Source organism: Taklimakanibacter deserti (genome assembly GCA_003574785.1).
Window position 1 is genome coordinate 53,783 of the sequence record QORU01000018.1, and the last position, 26,991, is coordinate 80,773.

Below are 26,991 nucleotides of genomic sequence, written 5' to 3' on the forward strand. Positions count from 1 at the left end.
TTCGTCCTAGATGATGCCGAGCTCCTTGCCCACTTCCGTAAAGGCCGCGGCGGCCTTGTCAATATCCTGCGGCGTATGGGCGGCCGACATCTGGGTGCGGATGCGGGCCGAGCCTTGCGGCACCACGGGGTAGAAGAAGCCGGTCACGTAGATGCCCCGCTCATAGAGCTTCGCCGCCATGTCCTGGGCGAGCTTGGCCTCACCCAGCATGACCGGAATGATCGGATGCTCGCCGGGCAACAGGTTGAAGCCGGACTTGCTCATGGCGATGCGGAAGCGCCGGGCATTGTCGAAAAGCCCGTTGCGGAGTTCATCGCCCTTGCAGGCCATGCCGATCGCCTGGATGGCGGCGCCGACGATCGGCGGGGGCAGCGCATTGGAGAAGAGATAGGGTCTCGAGCGCTGGCGCAGGAGATCGACGATGGGTTTGGCGGCCGCGACGAAGCCGCCGGCCGATCCGCCCAAGGCCTTGCCGAGCGTGCCGGTGATGATGTCGACGCTGATCCCGGCGCGCGCCGGCGTGCCCCGTCCCTGCGGCCCGATGAAGCCCGTGGCATGGCAGTCATCCACCATGATCATGGCGCCATGAGCATCGGCGAGCTTGCGGATCTGGCCGAGCTTGGCGAGATAGCCGTCCATCGAGAAGACGCCGTCGGTGACGATGATCATGCGGCGCGCATTCTCCGCCTTGGCGGCCTTCAGCTGCGCTTCGAGATCGTTCATGTCGCCGTTACGGTAGCGGTAGCGCTTGGCCTTGGAGAGCCTTATGCCGTCGATGATGGAGGCATGATTGAGGCTGTCGGAGATGATCGCGTCCTCGGGCCCGAACAGCGGCTCGAACACCCCGCCATTGGCATCGAAGCAGGCGGCATAAAGGATACAATCTTCCTGCTTCACATAGTCGGCGATCTTGGCTTCGAGCTCGCGGTGGAGGTCGGTCGTGCCGCAAATGAAGCGCACCGAGGCCATGCCGAGGCCATGGGTCTCCATCGCCGTCTTCGCCGCCTCGATCAGGGCCGGATGGTCGGCGAGGCCCAGATAGTTATTGGCGCAGAAGTTCAGGACCTCATGCCGTGCACCGTCCTTGACGACCTTGATGTGCCCGTCCTGCGGCGACACGATCGGGCGCTCCGTCTTCCACAGGGATTGCGCGCGGATGGCTTCCAGCTCGGTCGCGATATCGGCAAGGACAGACATACAAAAACTCCTCAGGCAAACTATGTCCCATAACGGGAAACGCTCAAGCTAGCACCGTTATTCAACGCAAATGCCCCGCCACTTTTGCAAATTCGACAGTGCAGCTATGCCTGCCGGCGCAACGCCACGACACCCATCTCCGGTATCCGGCGAAAGTCAGGATGCCATAGGTGGCGCCTGCCAACCGCCGGACTAACTCGATGATGCGCGCCCTGGGTTACTTGAACCGCACCGCTTCCGCCATTCGTTGAGGATATGCATTATGTCAATCAACGGCGCGTCGTAACTGTTGTCGATCGTGTTCTCAATTGCATGGATGTGTTGCGCGTTGACGACCCTGATCACCTGGGTGCCGCCGAACGGGAGAACGCCAGATCGGTCAAGCTCGAAGCATTGTACGTCGGCCCATCTGATACGCTTCGTTCTTACCAATGAACCAATCTCGAAGCCTTCCGAGTCCAGGTGCAAAGCCATGGAGTGCGGCACGAGTAACGCCCTGAGATATACCGGGATCACCACACCGAAGAAGGCCATGCCTAACCATCCGTACAGGGATTCTTCGCGTATCAGGTACCCGACGACAACAAAGGCGGCGCAGCCAAACAATCTCAGCAGCCACTTTCCGCGGTCGATATGGAAAGTGAGTTCATTGGCGGCCACGACTCCCTCACGAATATCGGGCTGCGCCATCGCCTTCTCTACATATGGACGACGCGTCCATATGCGTCGAGCACGCTCTCATGCATCATCTCGGAGAGTGTCGGATGCGGGAAGACCGTGTGGATGAGCTCTTCCTCGGTGGTCTCCAGCCCCATGGCGATGACGAAGCCCTGGATAAGTTCCGTCACCTCGGCGCCGACCATATGCGCGCCCAGAAGCTCGCCGGTCTTGGCATCGAAGATCGTCTTGACCAGGCCCTGGTCCTCGCCCAGCGCAATGGCCTTGCCATTGGCGAGGAAGGGGAAGCGGCCCACCTTGATCTCGCGGCCCTGAGCCTTGGCCTTCGCCTCGGTGAGGCCCACGGAAGCGACCTGCGGCTGGCAATAGGTGCAGCCCGGTATCCTGTTCTTGTCCATCGGATGGGCGTCGAGGCCCTTGATCTTCTCGACGCAGATGACGCCTTCATGCTCGGCCTTGTGCGCCAGCATCGGCGGGCCGGCCACATCGCCGATGGCATAGAGGCCGGGCACGTTGGTGCGCCCAAAGCCATCGACGACGATGATGCCCTTGTCGGTCTTCACACCCAATGCCTCGAGGCCGAGATTCTCGACATTGCCGACCACACCGACGGCGGAGATTACCCGATCGACGGTGAGATCGCTCTTGGTCCCGCCCTGCTCGATCGTCGCCGTCACCGAATTGCCCGCCTTCTTCAGGGCGGTGACCTTGGCGCCCGTCTTGATCTTGAGGCCCCGCTTCTCGAGCTGCTTCTGGGCGATCTTGGCGATCTCGGCATCTTCCACCGGCATGATCTGGTCGACGATCTCGACCACCGTCACATCGACGCCCATCGAATGATAGAAGGAGGCGAATTCGATGCCGATGGCGCCCGAGCCCACGACCAGCAAGGATTTCGGCATTTCCGGCGGCACCATGGCCTCGAAATAGGTCCACACCAGCTTGCCGTCGGGCTCGAGCCCGGGCAGCACGCGCGGGCGGGCGCCGGTCGCGATGATGATGTGCTTGGCCTTGTAGGTGCCGGGCCCTGCCGTGCCGCGCGGCGGGGCATGCTGCGGTTGCATCGGCGCCTTCGCAGGTGCTGAGACGATCACCTCGCCCGCCTTGCCGAGCTTTGCCTCGCCCCAGATGACCTGGACCTTGTTCTTCTTGAGAAGCCCGCCGACGCCCATATTGAGGCGCCCGGAGACGGCGCGCGAACGCTGCACCACCGCCTTGGCGTCGAAACCTACTTTCTCGGCCGAGAGGCCATAGTCCTTGGCATGCTGCATGTAGTGATAGATCTCGGCGGTACGCAGCAGCGCCTTGGTCGGGATGCAGCCCCAGTTGAGACAGATTCCGCCCAGATGCTCGCGCTCGACGATCGCCGTCTTCAAGCCGAGCTGGGCCGCGCGGATGGCCGTCACATAGCCGCCGGGGCCAGAGCCGATGATGATGACGTCGAATTCCGTATCCGCCATGGACTACTCCTTCACAAACTCAGAATGCCCCTCACCACCGGGATCAGGGCCTTGCCGATGGCGCGCGTATTGGCGGCATCGAGATGAACGCCGTCCACAGGATCGGCCTTGGCGATGCTCGCGGCATCGAAAAAATGACACTGCGTTTCGCCGGCGAGCTTCGCATATTGATAGGCGAGGTTCTTCGACTCGGCGATCGCATGCTCGAAATAGAAGGCGAAGTCCTCATCCTCGGTCTTGGCGAGATGGGGCGGTGACATGAGCAAGAGCTCAGGGATCGCGCAGCCCGGCTTGTAGACATAGGTCCTCACGATCTCGACAAGCCGCGCCATGCCCAGACGCGCGTCGATGGCGCGTTGGCGGCCTTCCCATTTGAGATCGTTCGAGCCCAGCATGATGATCACGAGATCGAGCGGCTGATGGGTCGAGAGCGCGATCGGCAGCGCCACGGCGCCGCTGCGGTTCTCGAGCACATAAGGATCGTCATGGACCGTCATGCGGCCATTCTGGCCCTCCTCGATGACGCGAACCCTGCCGTCCAATCCTGCAGCCAGAACATTCGGCCAGCGATCCTCAAGCGCGTGGCGCGTCCATTTACCCGCCTGAAAGCCCCAGGTCAGCGAGTCGCCGAATGCCAGGATGTGCTTCATCCAGTGCTCACGCCATCATCAGCGCCGGCTCTTCGATAAACGCCTTGAAGGCCTGCAGGAGCTGGGCGCCCAAGGCGCCGTCGACGGCGCGGTGATCGACCGAAAGCGTGCAGGCCATCTGCGTCCTGATCTCGATCTTGTCGTCGACCACGACGGCTTTCTTCTCGCCCGCCCCTACCGCGAGGATGGTCGCGTGCGGCGGGTTGATGACGGCGGCGAAATTCTCGATGCCATACATACCGAGATTGGAGACCGCCGTCGTGCCGCCCTGATATTCCTGCGGCGCCAGCCGGCGTTTCCTGGCGCGGGTCGCGAGATCCTTCATCTCGAGCGAGATCGCAGACAGCGTCTTGGTCTCGGCCTTGCGGATGACGGGCGTGAACAGACCGCCTTCGACCGCCACGGCGACGCCGACATCGGAATGCTTGTGCTTCAGCATGCCGCCATCGGTCCAGGTCGCATTGGCGTCGGGCACGCGCTGCAGCGAGAGCGCCAGCGCCTTGATGATGAAGTCGTTGACCGAGAGCTTCCAGACGGGGTTCTTCTCCTTGTCGCGCGGCGCATGGGCATTGAGCCTCTCGCGCACGGCGAGCAAGTTTTCCAGATCGCAGCTGATCGAGAGATAGAAATGCGGGATCGTCTGCTTGGCCTGGAGCAGCCGCTGGGCGATGATCTTGCGCATGCCGTCATGCGGCACGACCTCATAGGAGCCGGGCTCATAGAGCTTGGCAATCGCATCGTCCGCCATGGGTGCCGCGACGCCCGGAGCGGCAGCCGGCGCCTTCGCGCCGGGCTTCGCCGTCTCGACATCTTTCAGCACGATGCGGCCATGCGGGCCTGAGCCCTGCAGGGCGCCGAGATCGATGCCTTTTTCCTTGGCGATGCGGCGCGCCAGAGGCGAGGCGAAGACGCGCCCGCCGCCATGGCCGTTCGCCTTGCCGGCTGGCGCCGTGGCCGGGGCCGCTTGCGGCTTCGGTGCTTCAGCCTTGGCCGGCGCCGGGGCTTCTGCCTTTGCCGGCTCGGCCTTGGGCGCGGGTGCCGCCGCGGGCTTTGGCGCAGCGGCGGCCGGGGCCTTGATGTCGGATGCACTCTCGCCTTCGCCCAGGAGCACGGCGATCGGCGTGTTCACCGCGACCTCATCGGTGCCTTCGGCGACAAGGATCTTGCCGACGGTGCCTTCATCGACGGCTTCGACTTCCATCGTCGCCTTGTCGGTCTCGATCTCGGCGAGGATGTCGCCCGACTTGACACTATCGCCTTCCTTCTTGAGCCATTTGGCGAGCTTGCCCTTCTCCATGGTGGGCGACAGCGCGGGCATCAGGATATTGGTGGGCATCAGCGCGCTCCCTTAAACATAGAGGACGGACTTGGCCGCCTGGACGACGTCATCGACGCTCGGCAGCGCCAGCTTCTCGAGATTGTGGGCATAGGGCATCGGCACGTCCTTGCCGTTGACCCGCGCCACCGGCGCATCGAGATAGTCGAAGGCATGGGTCATCACTTGCGCCGCGATCTCGGATGAGACCGAGCATTGCGGCCAGGCCTCCTCGACGGTCACGCAGCGATTGGTCTTCTTCACGCTCTCGAGGACGGTCTCGATGTCCATCGGGCGAATGGTCCGGAGATCGATGACCTCGGCCTCGATGCCCTCACCGGCAAGCTTGTCGGCAGCGCCCAGGGCATAGGTCATGCCGATGCCGAAGGAGACGATGGTCACATGCTTGCCGGGGCGCGCGACCTTCGCCTTGCCGATCGGCACGGTCCAGTCCTCGACCTTCGGCACCTCGAAGCTCTTGCCGTAGAGGATCTCGTTTTCGAGGAAGATCACCGGATTGGGGTCGCGAATGGCCGATTTGAGGAGGCCGAGGGCGTCCGACGCCGTATAGGGCATCACCACCTTGAGGCCCGGCACGGACGAATACCAGGCGGCATAGTCCTGGCTGTGCTGGGCGGCGACGCGGGCCGCGGCACCATTTGGCCCGCGGAAGACGATCGAGCAGCCCATCTGGCCGCCCGCCATATAGAGGGTCTTGGCCGCCGAATTGATGATCTGGTCCATCGCCTGCATGGCAAAGTTGAAGGTCATGAACTCGACGATCGGCTTCAGGCCGGCGAAGCCCGCGCCGACGGCGACGCCGGTGAAGCCATGCTCGGTGATCGGCGTGTCGATGACGCGCTCGGGCCCGAATTCGTCCAGCATGCCCTGGCTGATCTTGTAGGCGCCCTGATACTGGCCGACCTCCTCGCCCATGAGGAAGACCGACTTGTCGCGGCGCATCTCTTCCGTCATGGCCTGGCGCAACGCCTCGCGCACCGTCATCGCCACCATCTCGGTGCCTTCCGGCACTTCCGGATCCTTGAGGGCCGCGGACGCGACGGCCGGCGCCGGCGGCGCTTCCGTCTTGGCTTCCGCCTTGGGCGGAGCGGCTTCGGGCTTTGCTTCCGCCTTCGCCTCGGCCTTCGGTGGCGGCGCGGCAGCAGGCTCGGCCTCGCCTTCGCCCAGGACCACCGCGATCGGCGTGTTGACCTTCACATTCTCGGTGCCCTCGGGCACCAGGATCTGGGTGAGCTTGCCCTCGTCGACCGCCTCGACCTCCATCGTCGCCTTGTCGGTCTCGATCTCCGCGATGACATCGCCGGACTTGACGCTGTCACCTACTTTCTTGAGCCATTTGGCGAGCTTTCCTTCCTCCATGGTGGGAGAAAGCGCGGGCATCAGGATATTCGGCATGGGTGGCGTCTCCGAAGCAGCTCACATCAGGCGGTTTTGAGGAAGGGAATGGTGAAGGACAGCGCCAGGATGGCGACAATGACGGCGAAGAAAACGTAGAAGGCCCGCCTGTAGCGGACGAGATGCGGCTTGACCGCCGCCCCGAGCCTGGCCTCGAGGGCCGCGAAGCGCCACAGGCCGAGCTGGAAATAGGCCGAGAGCTTCTCGCCCCTGGGGGCGAGGTTCACCACATTGAACGCCGACAGAGCGGCAACAGCCCAAGCGATGAAGGCGATGAGCACGGCCCCGAACATCACCACGTGGATGAGGGTGCCCATCTTCACGCATTCACATAGATGTCCGTCCACAGTTCGGCAGGATCGGGCTCAGGATCGGACTGGGCGAATTCGGCGGCCTCGGTCACGACGGCGCGGATCTCGGCATCCATCTTCTTGAGCTCTTCCTCGCTCGCCGTCCCGCTTTCGATCAGGCGCTTCTTCACCTGCTCGATCGGGTCCGACTCCTCGCGCATCTTCTGCACTTCTTCTTTGGCCCGGTATTTGGCCGGGTCCGACATGGAATGGCCGCGATAGCGGTAGGTCATCATCTCGAGGATATAGGGGCCGTCACCGCTGCGGCAGTGCGACACCGCCTTGTCGCCCGCGGCCTTGACGGCCCTGACATCCATGCCGTCGACCTGCTCGCCCGGGATGCCATAGACGGAACCGCGGTTGAACAGTTCCTCGGACTTGGCGGCGGAGCGGGTGACCGCCGTGCCCATGGCATAGCGGTTGTTCTCGATGATGAAGATGATCGGCAGCTTCCACAGCGCCGCCATGTTGAAGGTCTCGTAGACCTGGCCCTGATTGGCCGCGCCCTCGCCGAAATAGGTCAAGCAGACATGGTCGTTGCCGCGATATTTATTGGCGAAGGCGAGCCCGGCGCCCAGCGGCACCTGGGCGCCGACGATGCCATGGCCGCCGAAGAACTGCTTCTCGCGGCTGAACATGTGCATCGACCCGCCTTTGCCCTTGGAATAGCCGCCCCGCCTGCCGGTGAGCTCGGCCATGACGCCCTTGGGATCCATCCCGGTCGCCAGCATATGGCCGTGGTCGCGATAGGAGGTGATCACCTGATCGCCGGGCTTCAGCGCCATCTGCATGCCGACGACCACCGCTTCCTGCCCGATATAGAGGTGGCAGAAGCCGCCGATGAAGCCCATGCCATAAAGCTGGCCGGCCTTCTCCTCGAAGCGGCGGATCAGCAGCATGTCGTGATAGGCGTGGAGCTCGGCGTCCTTGTCGAAGCCCTGTGGTTCGGATTCTGCGCCCTTGGGCTGAGTTTTCTGAAGTTTCTTCGCCATATAAGCCGATTTGACCGCCATAGCCGACCCCAATTTCCTGCCTTGGAGGCTAAGACTATAGCACTAAATCCTTGGCTCAACAGGGAAATTCAGAATTAACTGGAATTCGGTTTATCAGTCCGATTTCTCAGGAGATTAGTTGGGCAGCTTGACGATGAGATCGGTGGGCTTGCCGTAATCGAGCGTCGAACGGGCAAGCTCGTCCAGCATGTCGGGATCGATCGATTGCGGGCGCATCAAGGAGACCTTGCGCTCCAGCGCCAGGCGCTCGTCGCGGACCGTCGCCAGCTTGGCGTCGAGGCCTATGGCCTTGGCCTGCAGCGCGTCGCGGTGATCGAAGCTGCGCGGGCCATAATAGCCATGCCAGCCGAAATAGCCGAGCAGGCTCAGGCATACGGTCATGACGATCAGGTCGAATTTGCGCTTCACCATTGCTCTTCCCCGTTGAGCAAATTTGAAACTGATCCTTGAGGGTTAACATTACGTTGCTTGTCAAAGGCGCTCGCGGTGAATATGTAATGGGCGGAGTTGCAAAATGCTGTCGAGCAGCCGATTCATGGTCGCGGTTCACGCGCTGAGCGTCATCGCCCGCAGGGATGACGGCAGTCCCGTCTGCTCGACCATCGTCGCGGCCAGCGTCAACACCAACCCGGTCGTGATTCGCCGCCTGATGCGCGATCTCGAAAGGGCCTCTCTCGTCGCCTCGGTGACCGGGCGCGCCGGCGGCTTCAAGCTCGGCCGCCAGGCCGGGCGCATCACCCTTGCCGATATCTACAGGGCGGTGGAAGACGAGAGCATCTTCCGCATGCACAAGACCGATCCCAAGGGGAAGTGCCCGATCGGCGCTGCCCTGTTCAAGGTCGTCGCCGAGCCTTTGCGGTCGGCCGAGCAGGCCTTGGAAAAGGCACTCGCCACCACCACGCTCGACGACATAGCGAGTCAGATCAGCTAGCCTGGATCTTTCGTGAATCCCCGACAGACGGCGGCGAGCTTGTTGCCGTCGGGGTCGCGCACATAGGCGGCATAGAAATCCGGATTGTAATGCAGCCGCAGGCCCGGAGGGCCATCGCAGGTCCCGCCATGGGCGAGTGCGGCGGCATGGAAATCATCGACTTCCTTCCAGCGCTGTGCCCGGAAGGCGACCATGCTGCCATTGCCCACGCTCGCCGGCTGCTTGTCGAACGGCGTGCCGATCCAGAAGGCGAGCTCGCGCAGGCCGCCGTCTTCATAGGTGCCCCAGCCCGCCGACGTCTTGTCCCACTCCGGATCACCGGTGACACAGCGTTTCAATCCGAGCGGCGCCAGGACGGCGTTGTAGAAGGTGATGGCGCGCGCCAGATCGTTCGTGCCGAAATAGACATAGGTCAGCATGTACGCCTCTCAAGGTTTCCGGAGTTGGAATGTGCGCCGACTCCACCGCCAAGACCATGGTCAGCCCCTGGGCACCGGACGGCGCTGCTTCAGCAGAAACAGCAGGGCCAGCGCCAGGCAGGAGCAGACGAGCACTACGACGATCATCACCGTGCTGCCGAAATGCACGAGAAGCCCTGCAAAAATCGGCGGCGCCAGGGCCGATATCAGGTTGATCGGCAAGGCGATCCGCGCCGTCGTCCGGGCGAAGGCTGCCTTGTCGTAAAAGACCAAGGGTATGGTCGCACGGGCTACCGCCATGGCGCCGCTGCCGAGGCCGTAGATCAGGATGAAGCTCACGATCGACCAGTGGACGCCGCCGCCGGCGAGCAGCACCAGCATCGACATCGGCAGCAGTGATCCGGCAAAGAGGCCGGTGGTGATGCCGTCCCATCTGTCCCCGCCAATGAAGTCGATCGCCCGCGCGCCGACCTGGATCACGCCCAAGGAGGAGCCGAAGACGATCGCCTCACCGCCCGAGAGGCCGCGCGCCTTCAAAAGCTCGACAAAGACCGAGGAGAGTCCGAAGGTGATAAAGGCATAGAGCGCAGCAACGACGATCACCATGGCGAATATTCCCGGCTGCTCCGGCACCGGTGCGGACGGCGCGGACGAGGCTGCCGCCAGACCATCCCCTTGGGCCTCGCGGCGCGGCAAGCCGAAGACATAGAGCGGCGCGCAGACCGCCACCATCAGCAACGCATAGACGAGCGCCGTGTCGCGCCAGCCGATAGCGCCCGCCAGAAAAGCCCTCACCGGCCAGAACACGCTGCTCGATAAGCCCGTCGCCAGCATCATGGCGCCGATGGCGCTCTTGGCATTGGGGCCGGCGACCTCGCTCAGCAAGGCATAGGCCGAGGTCGTCAACGCAGCGCCCCCCGCAAGGCCAAGCATGGCCCAGGCGATGTAGTAGACGACGGGGCCTTGCGCGAAAGAGAGGAGGACGAAGCCCGGCGCCGAGAGGAAGGCGCCCGCCGCCATGACGGGTCGCGCCCCATGCCGGGGCAAGAGCCTCGCCAGGACCGGCGCGACCAGGCCCATCGCCACATAGAGAACGGAGGTGCCGGCAAAGGCACCGGCCACCGTCATGCCGAGGTCGCGCGCCATCTCGCGACCGACGATCGCCGGAAGGCCGACGGTTCCCCAGCCGATGACCTGGGTGACGGCAAGAACCAGCAGCGCGCCGACGATCTTCCTGTCGGCCAGGAGGGCATGCATTCGGTCTTCCGGAGAATGTCTATACGGGAGGTCAGATGCGACAGGGATGGCAGATCAAGGATGATCTGACCAGCCTGCTCCGGCGCCGGTCAGGCATGCGCCGATAGAAGCGATAGTTTTATTTTTGCACGACGCGGAAGGCGTTGCCGAGGTTCACTATGACGGCGCACTTGACCGCAGAGTTTCCATCGTCCACATTCATTTGATGGCCGCTTACCGCGTCACGCTCGTGAAATCGAAAAAATCTCCCATGACGGGGGACGACGATCGACATGCGCGCTAGCTAGAGCTGCCTAAGATCGCAATCAACCCCGCCGGTTCGGACGGGGTTTTTTATTGCCCGTCTCCCGGCTCTCAGGAGATGGAAAATGACACCAGAAGGACTGTGGATACCGCTGATCACACCGTTCCGTGACGGCGAGCTCGATGAGGCGTCGCTGCAGCGCATGGTCACTCACTATGCCGCCTTGCCCGTTGACGGGCTGATCCTCGCAGCCACCACCGGCGAGGGCTTGAGCCTCGACAACGAGGAGATCGACCGGCTGGTCCTGGCGACAAAGGCAGCGCTCGCCACCGCCAAGCGCCAGATGCCGCTCTATCTCGGCCTTTCGGGCGGCGCCACGGTCAAGGTCGTCAAGGCGCTGCACCGTACGCAAATGTTGCCGGTCGACGGCTATCTGATCGCCTGCCCTTACTACACGCGGCCCTCGCAAGCGGGGCTCTTCCAGCATTTCTCCACCCTCGCCGAGAACACCGCCCGGCCCATCCTGATCTACAACATCCCCTATCGCACCGGCGTCAATCTCGGCAACGAGACGATGCTGCGCTTGGCCGAGATCGAGAACATCGTCGGCGTGAAGGACTGCTCGGCCGATGCGGCCCAGTCCTTTGACCTCCTCCGCGACAGACCGGAGGGCTTCTCCGTGCTGACGGGAGAAGACGCACTCTTCTACACCGCTCTCACACAAGGCGCGAATGGCGGCATAACCGCTTCCGCACACGTCGAGACTCTTGCCTTCGCCAATATCCGCAACAGCCTGAACCACGGTGATCAACTGGGCGCGCTCGCGGCATGGCGGGCGCTCGCCGATGTGCCGCGGCTGTTGTTCCAGGAGCCCAATCCGGCGCCCATCAAGCATTGGCTATGGCGCACGGGCCTGATCGACAGCCCCGAACTGCGCCTGCCGATGGTGCCGGTCACGGAGGGCCTCGCGGCCCGCATCGACCAGCAGATCGAACGGGTGAAACTGCGCGCGGCGGCGTAAGCCGCTATTGCAGGATCTTGAACTCGCCGACGGCGATCTTTTCCACCTCGTCGGGTCCGCCGATCCTGAGCCAAAGGTATTTGCCGCGGGTCTGGCCCGGCAGCGAGAAGGTCTGGCGGCCGGCCTGGGTCTGCAGCGGGAAGCTGAACACCGGCCGGCCCGAGGCTTCGAGCGCGCCCTCGGGCAGCACCATCACGTCGAGGATGGTCGCGCGGGCAGCCCCTCGCGCATCGAGGGCGGGGGAATATTCGAGGGCCGTGACCTGGCGCTCCCCGCCGAGGTCGAGGAGCACATTGATCTCCTGGTCGGGGGCCGTGATCAGCAACGAGGTTTCGGACCGGCTGTCGAAAAGGTCCTGGAACCGGTAGCGCTGCTCGCTGCCGTCCTTCAGCGCCGCTGTCGCGACGTTGTGGCTGAGATCGAGCGCCGCCGTCTGGGTTGCCGGTGTGGGCAAGGTTGCGGCGGTAATATCGCCCTTGCCGCCGGCATTGACGGCACCCAACCCTGCGGTCTTGGTCACATCGATATTGGCGGCCGCCGTCTCACCGGCCTTGGCCGGATCGAGCGCCACCGTCACATTGATGGGCGTCGTGCCCGATGTCGGGCCGAAGGCCTGGATCCCTGCGAAAACAACGCCGGCCAGCGCGGCGAAGGCGCTGATGCCGAGATGCAGACTGGAAAGCCTGGAGGTCTTTGCCGTCCCTCCGCCCCCTCTATTTGAGGATCGAGCGTCCCGCATATTGTGCCTGTGTCCCCAGTTCTTCCTCTATGCGCAAAAGCTGATTGTACTTCGCCAGCCGGTCGGAGCGCGCCAGTGAGCCGGTTTTGATCTGGCCGCAATTTGTGGCGACAGCAAGATCGGCGATCGTCGAGTCCTCGGTTTCACCGGAGCGATGCGACATGACCGCCGTATAGGCCGCTTTGTGCGCCATTTCGACCGCTTCCAGCGTCTCGGTCAGGGAGCCGATCTGGTTGACCTTGACCAGGATGGAATTGGCCACACCCTTCTTGATGCCTTCACTGAGTCGCCTGGTATTGGTGACGAAGAGATCGTCGCCCACGAGCTGGCAGCTCTTGCCGATGAGATCGGTGAGCGCCTTCCAGCCCTCCCAATCGTCCTCGGCCATGCCGTCCTCGATCGAGATGATCGGATAGTCCCTGGCGAGCTTGGCGAGGTACTTCACCTGCTCGTCGACGGAGCGGGTCTTGCCCTCGCCCTCATATTCATATTTGCCGTTCTTGAAGAACTCGGTCGCGGCGCAGTCGAGCGCCAGATAGACATCCTTGCCGGGCTTGTAGCCCGCCTGCTCCGCCGCCTTCATGACGAAATCGAGGCCGGCCTCGGCCGAGGGCAGATTGGGCGCGAAACCGCCTTCATCGCCGACATTGGTGTTGTGACCGGCCTTCTTGAGAGCGCCCTTGAGCGTATGAAAGATCTCCGCACCCATGCGCAAGGCTTCGCGGAAGGTCGGAGCGCCGAGCGGCATCACCATGAATTCCTGGAAATCGATCGGATTGTCGGCATGGGCGCCACCATTGATGATGTTCATCATCGGAACGGGGAGGATGCGGGCCGCGGGGCCGCCGACATAGCGATAGAGCGGCAGGCCCGATGCGTCGGCCGCCGCCTTGGCGGCGGCGAGCGATACGCCAAGGATCGCATTGGCGCCGAGCCTCGCCTTGTTGGGGGTACCGTCGAGCTCGATCATGGTGCGATCGAGCGCGATCTGGTCCTCGGCGTCGAAGCCGGCAAGCGCATCGAAGATCTCGCCATTGACCCCGGCGACGGCCTTGCTGACGCCCTTGCCGAGATAGCGCTTCTTGTCGCCGTCCCGGAGCTCGACCGCCTCATGGGCGCCGGTCGAGGCGCCCGATGGGACGGCCGCCCGTCCCGATGAGCCGTCCTCGAGGACGACATCCACTTCGATAGTCGGATTGCCGCGGCTGTCGAGGATTTCGCGAGCGGTGATGTCGAGAATGGCGGTCATGGGTCGGTCTCCGAATCTGCGAGGCGGCGCCTCTATGCTGGCGCTGGATGACGATTGCAAGTCCGCTGATTAACGGGCTAGCGGGCTTTGGCGATACGGTCGAAAGCCTGAAGCTCGCGGAGCAAAGCCTCCATCCGGTCGAGCGGCACCATATTGGGGCCGTCGGAGGGCGCATTGTCGGGATCCTGATGGGTCTCGATGAAGACGCCGGCGACGCCGACCGCAACCGCGGCGCGCGCCAGGACCGGCACGAAACGGCGGTCACCGCCAGAGGACGTGCCCTGCCCACCCGGCTGCTGCACCGAATGGGTCGCATCGAACACCACCGGACAGCCGGTCTCGGCCATGATCGGCAGCGCCCGCATGTCGCTCACCAGCGTGTTGTAGCCGAAGGAGGCGCCGCGCTCGGTCAGGATGACATTGGGATTGCCGCTCTCGACGACCTTCACCGCGACATTCTTCATGTCCCAGGGCGCCAGGAACTGGCCCTTCTTCACATTGACGACGCGGCCGGTCTTGGCCGCGGCGATCAGGAGATCGGTCTGACGCGACAGGAAGGCCGGGATCTGCAGGACGTCGACCACCGGCGCAAGCTCAGCACACTGATGATTCTCGTGAACGTCGGTGAGGATGGGGAGGCTCAGCTCCTTGCGGATGTCGGCGAAGATCGGCAGCGCGCGCTCAAGGCCGAGGCCGCGCTTGCCGGAGAGGCTGGTGCGGTTCGCCTTGTCGAAGGAGGTCTTGTAGACGAGACCGATCCCGAGACGTTCGGTGATCTCCTTGAGCTTGCCCGCCATCATGAAAGCATGATCGCGGCTCTCGAGCTGGCAGGGACCGGCAATGAGGGTGAGCGGCAGCGCATTGCCGATCTTGAGCGTGCCGATCTCGACGGTGTTATTCGGTTTCATTCGGTATAGACCATGAACGTGCCGGACCCATGCGCATAGAGCTTGCCGGCCTCGTCCACGATGCGGGCTTCGGCGGTCTGGATGCGCCTGCCGAAATGAATGACTTTCCCGGTGCAGGTCAAGCGTCCCGTCTCGGCAAAAATGCCGCGCACGAAATTGACCTTGAGCTCGATGGTGCCGAAATTCGCGTTCTTGCCGAGCCTGGAAAAGATGGCGCAGCCCATGGCGCTGTCGAGGAGCGTCGCCGCATAGCCGCCATGGGTGCGCTGCTGTGGATTGTAGAATTTGCGGGACGGGATAGCCTCGAAGGTCGCCTCGCCGTCACCCAGAGCAATGAGGCGCATTTCGAGCAGCTCGTTCAGCGGCGAACCCATGCCCCGCCACCACTGCTCGATTTCCTCACGTTGCGTCAATGTACGGTTGTCATCGATCATCCTCAGCGTCTTGCCGGTTCAAAGCAAAAAACGCAATACCACTGCCGTTAACGTCAACTGATAAAATTGCGCGATGCGGACCATCTCGATGCAATTTCAGACCAGAATCGGCGATGGCCTCTTCCAATCGGGCCATCCGGCGCACGCCAATAGTGAAACCGCCGAAGCGCGGGCCGTCGCCGAGATGGGGCGCCGCCCGCGCAAAGCTTTCGGCGAAGCGCTCAGGCGTGACGCAGCTGATGTTGCCGCGCGCCGTCCTGATCGTGATCCCGCCTTTGGCCGGCTCGGCGCGGAAGCCGGAAAAGCCCTCGAGGAATGCGGCATGGTCTCCCGGCTTCTCCGCCACCAGGCTGACTTCGAGAACGGTCAGCGCGCGATTGGGATGACGTTGATACTGGGGCTTCCAGAAGTGCTCTGGCGCATGCTGCTGACAGGTGAAGAAGGCCGTGTTGGGCAGCTTCGGATCCGTGGCAAAGGCGAGCGAGAAGCCGACCGTCGCCTCGCGCCCATCGGGCAGCCGCGCTTTCCGCGAAAAATCGAAAGGCTGGTAAGTCCGCAGTCCCGCGGCGCGGAAGGCCGCCACATCGGCGCGGGCGTCGAGCGAATCGAGCACCAGCATCGACAGGCCCTCGCGCGCCTCCAGGAAGTCGCGATTGAAGGCGGCAAAGGAAAACCGCCCCTCCTCGGGTTCGGAAATTTTTTCGGGCTCGAACACGCTCAGCAATTCGAGGAAGCAGCCTTCGAGCTGGATGAGGCTGTTGCCGGTGCCGAAGGGGTGTCGTGCTTCCGGCGTCAAGGTGAAACCTAGGGCGGCATAGGCCGCGCGCATCGCCGGATGGTCGCGCCCGCACAGAACGAGATGGTCGATGCCCTTCATGCCTTCGGCCTGTTCTCCGGCTCGCTCACCGGCACGTCGCGCGCAACGGTCGGCAGCGCAATATCGTTCTCCTTGAAGGCGGCGAGCACCGCGAGCCTGATGTCGCTCGCGACCGCCGCACCGCTCATGATATCGCCGACAAAAGCCTTCAGATCGAAGATGAAGCCTTCCTTGCCGAAGTCGCGTAGCATGACGATCGGTTCGGGATGATAGAGCACGAGAGCATGATCCTTGGCCGCCTTCAGGATGATCTCCTTCACTTTCTGGGGATCGGCGCTGACGCCGGCAACGATCGTCACGACGAAACGGCCGATCGTGTCGTGATGCGTCCAGTTCTTCACCGGCTCGGTGATGAGCAGCGAATTCGGCACGATGATCGTGCAGTTGTCGAAGGTCTCGATCTCGGTCGAGCGCACATTGATCTGCTTGATGAGGCCTTCGGAGCCCTTGACGTCGACCCAGTCGCCGGCGCGCACCGGCCGCTCGGCAAGCAGGATGAGGCCGGACAGGAAGTTGTTGACGATCGATTGCAGGCCGAAACCGATACCGACGCCGAGGGCACCCGCGATGATGGCGAGATTGGAGAAATCGAGCCCGGCCGCCGAGAGCGCGAAGCCGGTGGCCGCGACATAGCCCGCATAATTGGCCCCCTTCACGATCGAATCGCGCACCCCTTTGTCGACCTGGGTCTGCGACAGGACCCGCGCATTGAGCCATTGCGTCACCAGCCGCGTGATCAGGAAGCCGATCACCAGTATGGCGATGATGAGCGCGATGCTCGACAGCGAGAAGCTGATGTCGCCGATCTTGAACGTATCGAATGCGCGATCGATCAGGCTCGAGAAGCTGATCCAGGTGACCGTCCAGCTCAGGAACAGAAGCGGCAGGCCGACAAAGACGAGCGCCAGGTCGATGAAGGTACGGAACAGCGTGCTGAGGCGCGAGATGCCACGGTCGCCGAGCCCGGTCAGACGGCGCAGGAACTGGCCGAAGCTCGAAGCTCTGTCGAGGCCCGAGACGACAAGCGCGTCGGACAAATGATGAATCAGAAGAAGGCCGACGACCAGGAAGGCGGTATCGACGATTTGCTCGGTGATGAAGCCGGCAAGCGAGGTAAAGCCGAGGCAAAGGGCGATCAGGGAGACGGCGAGCAGCAACCAGGTCAACGGGGCGAATTGCCTAGCCCAGCCGAAATAGACCGCTCCGCCATGGGCAGCGCTCGTCAGGCCCTCCTGATTGCGCGTGACGATGAGTATCGCGGCGATGACGACAATGAGCGCAATGGAGATCGAAGCGCCCTGCGAAGCAAGGAAGGCCGCGGGCAGGTAGAGTACGCCGGAAATCTCACTGAAGGAGTCCTTGATCTCTGAGAGTACGACCGAGAGCGTTGCCAGGAACGCAAAGCGACCAGCTGCCTTGTCGTCGAGATTGAGAACCCGGTAGGCCGGATTGATCGGCGCTGCCATCCGGTAGACGAGTGTGCCGCAGACGGCTGGGAACACAAGCAAATCGGAAAAGGCCGAGACGAATTGCGCGAATCGTGGCGTGAGGAGGCCGGCAGCTTCGAAGCTCAGGTAAAAGATGGTGAACAACGCGACGATCGTGACGCCGACCATGCCGGCGCCGCGTACGATACGCCACAGACGGTCGGTATCGTCTGGAGCCTTGCGGACAAAGAAGGTGGCGCCGAAACGGCGCATGAACCAGCGCCGGATCGCGCGGTAGACAAAGAAAAGGCCGCCAAGCAGGAGCGGCATGATGATAAGGACAATGAATTCGCCGCCGCGCGAGACCTCACCCCACCAATTGGCGAATAGCTGGCTGAGCCTGGTGAAGAAAACCCCACTGGCGACGAGCCCGTCATACCAGAAGGCGGGCGAGAGTATGGAGCCCGTCCGCTCGAACAGGCGCTGAAAAAACTGACTCCGTTGCAGTTGCGTGACGCGGTCGATCTGCTGGTCGGTCTCGACAGTGATGAGATCGAGTTGGGTCTGGGCCGCCTTTATGCGCTCGAGGCTCTTCTGAAGATCCGCACGACGATTGGCGATATCCTGCGGTTCGCTCGCGCCGTCCGACGGTGCCGGCCCCAGGCTCTTGAGCTGCTGATCGACTTCGGCGAAAGGCCCGGTCAGCGCCTCTGTCTCGCCGACAGCGCTGCCGCGGATACTGTCGAGCCGGCGGCGGAAATCGATGAGTTGGTCGGTCGTGAGCGCCGGCAGCGACAATTCATTCTCGATACGGGTGAGATCCTGCCGGAGCGACACCGCGGTGCGCTCGGCCTGGCCCAGAATGGCTTCATCGAAAGCTAGGGCCTGCAGCGCGAAGAAAAGAACGCCGCACAACACAGCCACAGCATGACGGAAACGGAGGTCGATCAGACTCATGGCGCGGTTGTACAGCCGCCAAGGGCGACGCGCCAGACGGCTCCGGAAGTTGTCGAACTCCGAACGGAAATACATATTGAAAACGTTTTTATTATGGATTATTCGGGATTCGGGAGCAATAAAAAGAGCAGAAAAGCGGACATGAATTCGAGAAAGGCACAGGCCCTCGACCGCCGCCCCACAGTGAAGACGCTGGCACAAGCGACCGGCTATTCCATCGCCACCATCTCCAAGGCGCTCCGGGATTCGCCCGTAGTCACGGCTGAAACCAAGGAACGCATCCGCGAAGCGGCCGCCAGGGCTGGTTACCAAGCCAATATGCGCGGCGTATCGCTGCGCGCTGGCAAGACTTTTCAAGCCGCAGTGCTCATGCCGGTAACCGTCGCTGAAGACTTCGAGTGGGACGGGGTCGAATATACCCAGATCCTCAGCGGCATCAGCCAGGCCCTCGAGGGCTCGGGCTACCGCATCGCCGTCCATGTCATTCGCGATGCCGACGATGGACGTCTCGTCGCACAGCGCATCGTCGAGACGGGCCTTGCCGACGGGCTCATTTTTTCCGGCATCCGGGCCAAGGATCCACGCATCGACTTTCTCATCGAGCGCCATTTCCCCTTCGTCGCTCTTGGCCGCTGCCGCTCGTCGCTGCCCTATGCCCATGTCGATGTCGACAATGACTGGGCGGCGCATACCGCGACCCGGCGCCTGGTCGAGGGCGGCCACCGGCGCATCGCCCTGATCAATCCCGATGGACGGCTGTCCTACGCCATGGACCGCATCGATGGCTTTCGCCGCGCGCTGGCCGAAAGCGGCCTCGCTCCGTGCGACGACCTGATCGCCGCGGGCGGTCTCACGACCCGCTTCGGCAAGGAAAGCGCCGCCCGCCTCAGCCACCTGCCTGAGCCGCCGACGGGCTTCATCTGCGTCAATGAAGCCACCACGCTCGGGGTCCTGGCAGGGCTTGCAGAAATGAGCCGCGTCGTCGGCCGCGACGTCGATGTCATCGCCTATGACGACATCAATGTCAGCGCCTATTTTTCTCCGCCCTTGACCACCTTCTATCTCCCGATCGAGCGGCTCGGCCGCAAGCTCGGGGAATTCTTCCTGCGCCGCGTCGCCGGTGAAGAACCGGCGCGCTTGCAGGAAATCTACCGGCCGGACCTCGTGGTCCGGCAGGTCAACAAGCTCGAACGGCCGCGAGCCGGCGGGCACAACAGCAACAGAGAGGAAACCTCATGAAGAAATATCTGCTTGCCGCTTTCACAGCCCTGCTGCTCACAGGCCCGGTCCTTGCCGCCGATCTCGGCGGCAAGACGCTCAAAGTGGGGTCCGACACGACCTCGCCGCCGATGGAATATGTCGATCAGGCGTCGGGCCAGATCGTCGGCTTCGACGTCGATGTCGTGAACGCCATTTGCGCCAAGCTCAACTGCCAGGTGGAATTCGTCACCACCGGGTGGGATGGCATTTTCGCCGCTCTCGATCAGGGCAATTTCGACCTCGTCGCCTCAGGAGTATCGATCACCGAAGAGCGCAAGAAGGCGATGGACTTCACCGATCCTTATATCGTCAATAGCCAGGCCATTCTCGTCCGGGTCGACGATCAGGCGCTGACCGTCGAGGATTTCAAGAGCGGCAAGAAGCTTTCTGCCCAGGCCAACACCACCGATGCGCAGCTCGCCGAGAGCCTGGTCGGTAAGGACAAGGTCGCCGCCTATGACACGTTCAGCGCTGCGATCCTGGCTCTGAAGAACAAGGATGTCGACGGCGTCGTCATCAACGGCGCCAATGGTGCGGCCTATGAAAAGGAATTCGCCGGCGAGCTCGTGGTCGGCATCAAGGATCTACAGTCCGATCCCCTGGGCCTCGTCTTTCGCAAGGGCGATGAGCATGTCGCCGCCTTCAATGAGGGCCTCAAAGCCATCAAGGATGACGGCACCCTCGCTCAGCTCATCGACAAATATTGGGGCGTGAAGAAGTAGTCCGCGCCTGAGCGCCAGGGAGAGCCGGCCGGCAGCGGCACCGTTGCCGGCCAAACCCGCGGGAGAACATCATGCGGTTCCTGAAACGGCTGCGACCGAGCAACCTCATCATTCTTTCGGCGCTGCCCTTCATCATCTACATCTTCGCCGCCTCCACCGATTATCGCCGCTCGCTCGCTGCCATCCTCGGCATCGAGCACGGTTCGAGTCTTCTGCTGCCGGGTTTCCTCCTTCTCCTCTTGGCTTTCTCGTCGGCGCTCGCCGCGCTTTTCTGGCATCGGTCGCGGCCGCAAGCGAGCCTCGTGCTGGCCGGTCTCGGTCTCGTGATCGCGGCCTGGCTCGCCGTCACCATGACGGCCTTGCCCTTCGTCGCCTCGCTCGTCGCCAACAGCGTTGATCCCTTCACTTCCGATCTCGTCGTCAAAGGCGAAACGCCGCGCCGGCTCACCGACGCGAGTCTCGCCGCTGTCGCCTCGATCGCGCAAACGAGCTTCCTCGCCTATGCCATCCTGTCGCTCGCCGGCTTTGCGCTCTTCTTCGGCCGCGCACCGGAATATTTACAGCGCGTCGCTACATGGGGACTGACCTTCGTCAACGGCGCGGGCCTGATCTATCTGCTTCTCTTCGCCTATCTGGGTTTCGCCGCGGGACTCGCGACCTCCATCCGCGCCGCCGTCCTCGCTTATATCCTGGCGATCCTGCTCGGCCTGGGCTGGGTCATGCTGCTCCAGCTCCGGTTGATACGCCGCAGCTTCGTCGTCTTCCCGGCGATCGCGGCGTTGTTCGCCGCCGGTGCCGCCTGGCACTTCCTGCAGCCCACAGTGTCCTATGTCCTCACGGGAACGCTTGCCGGCAAAGTGGCGGTCATACAGAACACACCGAAGAGCCTCATCGACCAGGTGCGTTTCGCCCAATTTCCCGGTGCGCCCGTTGTCGATGAATTGCCGCTTAAAACCTTCGCCAATGCCGAGGCAGCGCTGAAGGCGGTGGCGCAGGGTCAGGATGTCAGCGCCGCCCTCGTGCCGGCGGCGACGCTCGCGCCTGGCGCCGTCACTCTCTGGCGGACTGCTTCCCTTCCCGACCGCAACAAATCGGCCGGCACCGCATTCGCCATCGCCGCGGTCGTCACCGCCCTCCTCACCTTCGGCGGTTTTTTGCATCACCGCCATCCGCTCGCGATCGGCTCCGAGTTCATCATCGACACACTGCGCGGCATTCCCATGCTGGTCATCGTCCTCTATGTCGGCCTGCCGCTCAGCGGCGCCATCAAGGACGGGACCGGCGGCTTCGTCGATCCACCCAATCTCCTGCGCGGCATCGCCGCCATGGCGCTCGCTTATTCGGCCTATCTTGCGGAAATATTCCGGGCCGGGCTCAAGGCGGTGCCCGCGGGTCAGATCGAGGCGGCGCGCAGCTTGGGCTTGAGCCGCTGGACCACGGCGCGGCTGGTGGTCATCCCGCAGGCCTTCCGCATCATCATCCCGCCGCTCGGCAACGAGTTCATCGCCATCCTGAAGGACACCTCGCTGCTGTCGATCCTGTCGATCCGCGACATCACCCAGCGTATGCGCGAATTTCAGTCGGCGAGCTTCCTGCCCTTCGCTCCATACAACTCCGCGGCCGTCTTCTATGTGCTGCTAACCCTCGCCGCGGCCAGTCTGATCACGTCAATCGAGAGGAAATATGATGTCAAGCACCGCTGACGACATGGAACGGCTCATGGCCCGCGCGCAGGAATTGCGTGTGCCGCGGCCTTTCCTGTTCGGCGCCGCGACCGCGGCCTATCAGATCGAGGGCGCCCCCGAAGCGGACGGCAAGGGCGAAAGCATCTGGGACCGCTTCTCCCACATGCCGGGCGTGATCAGCGACGCCGGCACCGGCGACATCGCCTGCGATCATTATCACCGCTGGCCAGAGGATATCCGCCTCATGCGGGAGCTGGGCCTCGGCGCCTATCGCTTCTCGCTCTCCTGGTCGCGCATCCAGCCGTATGGCGCTGGCAAGGCCAATGAAGCCGGCCTCGATTTCTACAAGCGCCTGATCGACGGCCTCGCCGAGGCCGGCATCCTTCCCTTCGTCACCCTCTATCACTGGGATCTGCCGCAAGCTTTGCAAGACAAAGGCGGCTGGTACAGCCGCGAGACCTCACATCGCTTCGCCGACTATGCCGGCCTCGTCAGTCATGCCCTGGCAGACCGCGTCGCGCATTGGACGACGCTCAACGAGCCCTGGACCTTCTGCTGGAGCGGTCATGCGACCGGCGAGGACGCGCCAGGCTTGAAGGATGGAGCGTGCGGCGGTCTTGCCGCCAGCCATCACGCGCTTCTCGCCCACGGCCTTGCCGTGCCGGCCATTCGCGCCCATGGCGGCAGCGCCGAGATCGGCATCGTGCTCGATCTCAATACGGTGACGCCGGCCTCCGACAAGGCGGACGATATGGCAGCGGCCAAGCGTTTCGAGGACGCGCAGAATCGCTGGTTCCTCGATGCGGTGTTCAAGGGTCGTTATCCCAAGGCCATGCTCGAGCTATGCCGCGACCTCCTGCCGGAGATCCGTCCCGGTGACAACGAGATCATCGCCGCACCTCTCGATTATCTCGGCGTGAACATCTATCGCCGCTCGATCATGGCGCATGGTCGGGAAATGCCGCCCTTGAACTTCGAACGTGTCAACCCGCCCGGCCGATATTCCGCCGTAAACTACGAAGTCTGGCCGCAGTCGATCGAGGACGTGCTGCTTTATGTGCATGAGCAATATGCGCCCGAGGCGATCTATATCTCGGAGAACGGCTTCGCCACGCCGGCCGAGACCGTCACTTCCGACGGCACCATCCACGATGTCCGTCGCGCCGAATATCACGTCGACCATCTCGACCATATGGCGCGCGCTATGCGCCGCGGTGCGCCGGTGAAAGGCTATTTCGCTTGGACGTTGATGGACAATTTCGAGTGGGCGTATGGCTATTCGACGCCTTTCGGCCTCGTCCATGTGGATTTCGTCACCCAGGAGCGGCGCATCAAGTTCAGCGGTCACGTCTATGCCGCGATCGCGCGCAACAACTCGGACGATCGAGTCCGCAAATATGCATGAGGAGACGGTTCTTATCACCGGGGCCAATCGCGGCCTCGGCCGAGAGCTTGCCCGGCAATATGCGGCGTCGGGCAGCCGTGTCCTCGCCTGCTGCCGTGATCTGCACGCCGCGTCGCCCATCGCAGGTAATGTCCTGTGGCGGGCGCTCGACACCGGCAATGAGGAAAGCATCACGGCCCTGGCGCATGAGTTGCACGGCGAGGCGATCGATATCCTGGTCAACAACGCCGCCCAGCGCGGCGATAGGGGCGGCCTTGACGCCCTGAGGACGGATGACTTCCTCGCCACATTAAGGGTCAATACGCTTGGGCCCCTCCTCATGGTCAAAGCGTTCCTGCCGCATCTCGCGCGCGGCCGTCGCCGGATCGTCGCCAATGTCAGCAGCCGCGCCGGCTCGGTCGCGGAAGGCCTCGATGCGGACGGTGACTACGCCTATCGCTGCTCCAAGGCGGCCCTCAATATCGCCACCGCCAAGCTCGCTTTCGATCACGGGCTCATCTTCCTGGCGCTGCATCCGGGCTGGGTGAAAACCGATATGGGAGGTGCCGAGGCGCAGGTGCCGGTGACCGCCAGCGCCCAGGGCCTGCGCAGCGTGATCGACACGGCCGGACCCGAGATGAGCGGCAGCTTTCATGATTTCACCGGCACGCCGATTGCGTGGTGATCAGGATCCGCTGACCTCGACGCTGCCTATCCTGGAGACATCGAAGCGATAAGTGAAAGGTCCGGACGGGAACCTCGTGGTCACGATGCTGCCGGTCATGACGACATCGCCCTTGCGCAAGCTTCGGCCGGACGCCACAAGATGGTTCGCGAGCCACGCCAGCGGCACGAACGGGTGCCCGAGCACATCGGCGCCGCGGCCGCGCGAAAATTCCACGCCGTCCAGATAGGCGATGCCTTCCACCTCGCCCAGACGGGACGGCGGTGGCGTGAACGCGCCCAGCACGATCCCGGCATTCCAGGAATTGTCCGCCACCAGCGTATCGCAGTGCAGAACACTGTAGTCGGCATGACGGTCGTCGACCAATTCGATCGCCGCGGCCACGGCATCGACCGCCGCACCCGCACTTTCGGGCGTGAAGGGCTTTCCGTCCGGCACCAGATCGCGGCCGAGCCGGACGCAAATCTCGAATTCGAAACCAAGATGGTGATAGTCGCGCAGCCGCACATGGGCACCGGTGGTGAAGACGCGGCCGGAGAAGACCGTGCCCCTGACGGGCTGGTCGATGCCGCACATGTTCTGCATGCGAAGCGACGTCAGGCCTATCTTGTAGCCGGCGACGGCGTTGTCACCGATGGTCGCCGCGATATAGGCGTCCTGCACGCGATAGGCGTCGGTCAGGTTGTTGATCGCAGCCACCCGGTGGAATTTGGTGCCGTTGCGATGTTCGCTCACCAGGTCCTGTGCGATCCGATCGATGGTCTCTGTCAATTCCTCATCCTCCCTAGATCGCTTCCGGAACGCTGAATACATCGATCAGCGTCCTGCCGGAGGCCAATTCGGCGGCCCATTCTCCTTCGAGGCGAACACGCTTCAACGCCGGTGCGAGGAGGCTTTCGGCGTCTTCAGCGGGAATGATGGCCAGACCATCATTGTCACCCAGCACGATGTCGCCGGGCTTTGCCGGAATGCCGCCGAAAACGATCCGCCCGTTCACGGAGCCGCGTTCCTTCGACAGCGGGCCGCGCGCCGTGGTTCCCAGACAAAACACGGGGAAATCGGGCCAGCTCGCAATCGTGTCGATGTCACGGACGGCACCGTTGACGATCAGACCTGCGATCTTCTTTCTGCGCGCGACGCCGCACAGGATTTCACCGACATAGGCCGTCTCGACGCTGCCGCCGGCATCGATCACGATGATATCCCCTTTTTCAGCGATATCGATGGCATGCAGCGACGGTCCGAAATCGGCGCGCTCGCACCAAGCTGTGACCGCCTGCCCGACCATCCGCTGACCGAGGTCGAACGGCCGAAGTGGCCTTATCCGGGGATCCACCAGCAATCGGCCGCCGGTGATATCCGACAGGATGGTCACCGGGACCGAGGCCCAGCCGTGCAGGACGTCACGCGCGATGCGCTTCGGCCGGATGTTGTGGACTTTTGTCGGCATTGGGTTCGCTCCTTGATCAGCGGCCGCTAGGCGCCGCGCCGCGACGTCAGCAAGCGGCCGAGCGCGGTAATGCCCTGCACGATGGCTTCGTCCGTGTGGGTGGAGTAGCTTAATCGCGCGTGATTGACCTGCTGCTCGAGAGGGAAAAACGTCGCCCCGGGAACATAAGCCACCCGCGCTTCAGGCAGCGCATGGTCGGCCATGAAGCGTGTGGTGTCGAAGTTTTCCGGAAAGGTGAGCCAGGTGAACATCCCGCCGCTCGGCTCGGTGAACGCAACATCCTGCGGGAACGTGCGCCTGATGGTGTCGAGCATCAGCTCCTTCTTGCGGCGATAGGTCCGGCGGATCGTGGCGATGTGCGCGTCGATGTCGTATTTGTCGAGGAACAGCGAAGCGGCCGCCATGTTCAGCGTGCTGCACTGCGTATCGGCGGCGAGCTTCAAGAGGCCGAGACGTTGGATGAGGTCCTCTGAGCCCACGGCCCAGCCCAAACGCATGCCGGGTGTCAGGATCTTGGAGAAGCTGCCGAGATAGATGACGCGGCCTTCGGTGTCGAAGCTCTTGATGGTGGGGATTGTCTCGCCCTGATAGCGCAGCTCGCGATAGGGCGTATCCTCGAGGATGACAAAGTCGAACCGGTTGGCCAGCTCGACCAGCCTTTTGCGGCGCTCGCGGCTCAGCGTCACGCCGGTCGGATTCTGGAAATCAGGCACCGTGTAGAGAAGCTTGGCCGCCGGGTTTTCCTTCAGGGTCCGCTCGAGGTCGTCCATGTCCATCCCGTCATCGTCCATTTTGACGACGGCATAGCGCGGCTCGCATGGGTTGAAGGCAATGAGCGCGCCGAGAAAGGTGGGATTCTCCGTCACGATCACGTCGTCCTTGTCGATCAGCATCTTGGCCACGAGGTCGAGACCCTGCTGACCGCCTTGCAGCACCAGCACGTTGTCGGCGCCGCATTCGACGCCGTCCTTCCGCATGCGTGAGGCGATCTGCTCACGCAGTTTCAGAGGCCCGTTGGAGACGGTATATTGCAGCGCTTCCCGGCCATCGCCCGCGATCGAGGCGTGGTAGACAGCTTCCAGCTGCTCGAGCGGGAACAAGGAAGAGTCGGGGTAGCCTCCGCCAAAGGAAATGATCCTCGGATCTGCGCCATGGCGCAGAAGCTCACGGATCGCGGAAGGCTGCACTCGGGTCATGCGGTTGGCGAGCCGAATGTTCATCGTCGTAATCTCACTTCATCGACAGGACGGGGAACGGGTGGCG

The 26,991-nt window shown here is 63.1% G+C and carries 27 protein-coding genes; 7 read left to right on the forward strand and 20 right to left on the reverse strand.

All coding sequences use genetic code 11. From position 1 onward, the window contains the following. Positions 1-6 precede the first annotated feature (6 nt). The 9 genes from kbl to DS839_RS30185 all read right to left on the reverse strand — a co-directional run bounded on the left by kbl (position 7) and on the right by DS839_RS30185 (position 8,490). On the reverse strand, positions 7-1,197 hold the full coding sequence (gene kbl / locus DS839_RS30145) for a glycine C-acetyltransferase (RefSeq protein ID WP_119274244.1): 1,191 nt from the start codon (positions 1,195-1,197) through the stop codon (positions 7-9). Positions 1,198-1,389: 192 nt separating this feature from the next. Continuing rightward, positions 1,390-1,887, reverse strand: coding sequence for a hypothetical protein (locus DS839_RS30150; RefSeq protein ID WP_119274245.1), 498 nt, complete (start codon positions 1,885-1,887; stop codon positions 1,390-1,392). Between the two features lie 8 nt (positions 1,888-1,895). After that, positions 1,896-3,335 carry a dihydrolipoyl dehydrogenase gene (lpdA, locus tag DS839_RS30155; protein WP_119274246.1) on the reverse strand — a complete coding sequence of 480 codons (1,440 nt, stop codon included), beginning with the start codon at positions 3,333-3,335 and terminating at the stop codon, positions 1,896-1,898. An 11-nt stretch (positions 3,336-3,346) separates the two neighbouring features. Continuing rightward, the gene (locus tag DS839_RS30160) at positions 3,347-3,985 is read right to left on the reverse strand and encodes an SGNH/GDSL hydrolase family protein (protein WP_119274247.1); all 639 of its coding nucleotides are present in this window, start codon (positions 3,983-3,985) and stop codon (positions 3,347-3,349) included. A gap of 7 nt (positions 3,986-3,992) precedes the next feature. After that, positions 3,993-5,321 (reverse strand): pyruvate dehydrogenase complex dihydrolipoamide acetyltransferase, encoded by a 1,329-nt coding sequence (locus DS839_RS30165; RefSeq protein ID WP_119274248.1) that lies wholly within the window; start codon positions 5,319-5,321, stop codon positions 3,993-3,995. A gap of 12 nt (positions 5,322-5,333) precedes the next feature. Continuing rightward, complete coding sequence (locus DS839_RS30170; protein ID WP_119274249.1) at positions 5,334-6,716, reverse strand: pyruvate dehydrogenase complex E1 component subunit beta; 1,383 nt, start codon at positions 6,714-6,716, stop codon at positions 5,334-5,336. A 26-nt stretch (positions 6,717-6,742) separates the two neighbouring features. After that, entirely contained in the window at positions 6,743-7,033 is a 291-nt protein-coding gene (locus DS839_RS30175; RefSeq protein ID WP_119274250.1) for a hypothetical protein, read from the reverse strand. Positions 7,034-7,035: 2 nt separating this feature from the next. Continuing rightward, entirely contained in the window at positions 7,036-8,079 is a 1,044-nt protein-coding gene (pdhA, locus tag DS839_RS30180) for a pyruvate dehydrogenase (acetyl-transferring) E1 component subunit alpha (protein ID WP_119274251.1), read from the reverse strand. Between the two features lie 114 nt (positions 8,080-8,193). Further along, a complete protein-coding gene (locus DS839_RS30185) occupies positions 8,194-8,490 on the reverse strand; it encodes an FtsB family cell division protein (RefSeq protein ID WP_119274252.1) in 297 nt (98 codons plus the stop codon). A gap of 103 nt (positions 8,491-8,593) precedes the next feature. Between DS839_RS30185 and DS839_RS30190 the strand changes: the two genes are divergently transcribed. Then, complete coding sequence (locus DS839_RS30190) at positions 8,594-9,010, forward strand: Rrf2 family transcriptional regulator (protein ID WP_119274253.1); 417 nt, start codon at positions 8,594-8,596, stop codon at positions 9,008-9,010. Here DS839_RS30190 and DS839_RS30195 read toward each other — a convergent pair. Further along, positions 9,007-9,429 (reverse strand): VOC family protein, encoded by a 423-nt coding sequence (locus tag DS839_RS30195; protein ID WP_119274254.1) that lies wholly within the window; start codon positions 9,427-9,429, stop codon positions 9,007-9,009. The genes DS839_RS30190 and DS839_RS30195 overlap by 4 nt on opposite strands. Before the next feature lie 60 nt (positions 9,430-9,489). Beyond that, complete coding sequence (locus DS839_RS30200; RefSeq protein ID WP_119274255.1) at positions 9,490-10,686, reverse strand: MFS transporter; 1,197 nt, start codon at positions 10,684-10,686, stop codon at positions 9,490-9,492. A gap of 368 nt (positions 10,687-11,054) precedes the next feature. Between DS839_RS30200 and dapA the strand changes: the two genes are divergently transcribed. Further along, a complete protein-coding gene (gene dapA / locus DS839_RS30205; RefSeq protein WP_119274256.1) occupies positions 11,055-11,951 on the forward strand; it encodes a 4-hydroxy-tetrahydrodipicolinate synthase in 897 nt (298 codons plus the stop codon). Positions 11,952-11,955: 4 nt separating this feature from the next. Here the strand turns inward: dapA and DS839_RS30210 are convergent, their stop codons facing one another. The 6 genes from DS839_RS30210 to DS839_RS30235 all read right to left on the reverse strand — a co-directional run bounded on the left by DS839_RS30210 (position 11,956) and on the right by DS839_RS30235 (position 18,542). Next, the gene (locus DS839_RS30210; protein ID WP_119274257.1) at positions 11,956-12,690 is read right to left on the reverse strand and encodes a hypothetical protein; all 735 of its coding nucleotides are present in this window, start codon (positions 12,688-12,690) and stop codon (positions 11,956-11,958) included. Then, complete coding sequence (gene eno, locus DS839_RS30215; RefSeq protein ID WP_119274258.1) at positions 12,665-13,939, reverse strand: phosphopyruvate hydratase; 1,275 nt, start codon at positions 13,937-13,939, stop codon at positions 12,665-12,667. Before eno ends, DS839_RS30210 begins: the two co-directional genes overlap by 26 nt. Before the next feature lie 77 nt (positions 13,940-14,016). Continuing rightward, on the reverse strand, positions 14,017-14,847 hold the full coding sequence (kdsA, locus tag DS839_RS30220; RefSeq protein WP_119274259.1) for a 3-deoxy-8-phosphooctulonate synthase: 831 nt from the start codon (positions 14,845-14,847) through the stop codon (positions 14,017-14,019). Beyond that, entirely contained in the window at positions 14,844-15,281 is a 438-nt protein-coding gene (locus tag DS839_RS30225; RefSeq protein WP_119274260.1) for a PaaI family thioesterase, read from the reverse strand. Before DS839_RS30225 ends, kdsA begins: the two co-directional genes overlap by 4 nt. Continuing rightward, a complete protein-coding gene (locus DS839_RS30230; protein ID WP_119274261.1) occupies positions 15,271-16,158 on the reverse strand; it encodes a VOC family protein in 888 nt (295 codons plus the stop codon). Before DS839_RS30230 ends, DS839_RS30225 begins: the two co-directional genes overlap by 11 nt. Further along, positions 16,155-18,542 (reverse strand): DUF3772 domain-containing protein, encoded by a 2,388-nt coding sequence (locus tag DS839_RS30235; protein ID WP_162918902.1) that lies wholly within the window; start codon positions 18,540-18,542, stop codon positions 16,155-16,157. Before DS839_RS30235 ends, DS839_RS30230 begins: the two co-directional genes overlap by 4 nt. Before the next feature lie 141 nt (positions 18,543-18,683). On the opposite strand from DS839_RS30235, the gene DS839_RS30240 reads away from it, so the two are divergent. The 5 genes from DS839_RS30240 to DS839_RS30260 all read left to right on the forward strand — a co-directional run bounded on the left by DS839_RS30240 (position 18,684) and on the right by DS839_RS30260 (position 24,278). After that, positions 18,684-19,781 carry a LacI family DNA-binding transcriptional regulator gene (locus tag DS839_RS30240; RefSeq protein WP_119274331.1) on the forward strand — a complete coding sequence of 366 codons (1,098 nt, stop codon included), beginning with the start codon at positions 18,684-18,686 and terminating at the stop codon, positions 19,779-19,781. Next, complete coding sequence (locus DS839_RS30245) at positions 19,778-20,524, forward strand: basic amino acid ABC transporter substrate-binding protein (protein ID WP_119274263.1); 747 nt, start codon at positions 19,778-19,780, stop codon at positions 20,522-20,524. The genes DS839_RS30240 and DS839_RS30245 overlap by 4 nt, the downstream gene beginning before the upstream one ends. Before the next feature lie 71 nt (positions 20,525-20,595). Then, positions 20,596-22,227, forward strand: coding sequence for an amino acid ABC transporter permease (locus DS839_RS30250; protein WP_119274264.1), 1,632 nt, complete (start codon positions 20,596-20,598; stop codon positions 22,225-22,227). Then, positions 22,211-23,614, forward strand: coding sequence for a GH1 family beta-glucosidase (locus DS839_RS30255; protein ID WP_368912004.1), 1,404 nt, complete (start codon positions 22,211-22,213; stop codon positions 23,612-23,614). Before DS839_RS30250 ends, DS839_RS30255 begins: the two co-directional genes overlap by 17 nt. After that, positions 23,607-24,278 carry an SDR family oxidoreductase gene (locus DS839_RS30260; RefSeq protein ID WP_119274266.1) on the forward strand — a complete coding sequence of 224 codons (672 nt, stop codon included), beginning with the start codon at positions 23,607-23,609 and terminating at the stop codon, positions 24,276-24,278. Before DS839_RS30255 ends, DS839_RS30260 begins: the two co-directional genes overlap by 8 nt. Here DS839_RS30260 and DS839_RS30265 read toward each other — a convergent pair whose 3' ends face one another. From DS839_RS30265 to DS839_RS30275, 3 genes are all read right to left on the reverse strand, one after another. Beyond that, entirely contained in the window at positions 24,279-25,049 is a 771-nt protein-coding gene (locus DS839_RS30265) for a 2-keto-4-pentenoate hydratase (RefSeq protein WP_162918903.1), read from the reverse strand. It abuts the gene before it with no gap. Positions 25,050-25,062: 13 nt separating this feature from the next. Beyond that, positions 25,063-25,653: an RraA family protein gene (locus DS839_RS30270; protein WP_162918904.1), complete on the reverse strand. Its 591-nt coding sequence runs from the start codon at positions 25,651-25,653 to the stop codon at positions 25,063-25,065. Between the two features lie 101 nt (positions 25,654-25,754). Next, the gene (locus tag DS839_RS30275) at positions 25,755-26,948 is read right to left on the reverse strand and encodes an aminotransferase-like domain-containing protein (RefSeq protein ID WP_162918905.1); all 1,194 of its coding nucleotides are present in this window, start codon (positions 26,946-26,948) and stop codon (positions 25,755-25,757) included. Positions 26,949-26,991: the final 43 nt, after the last annotated feature.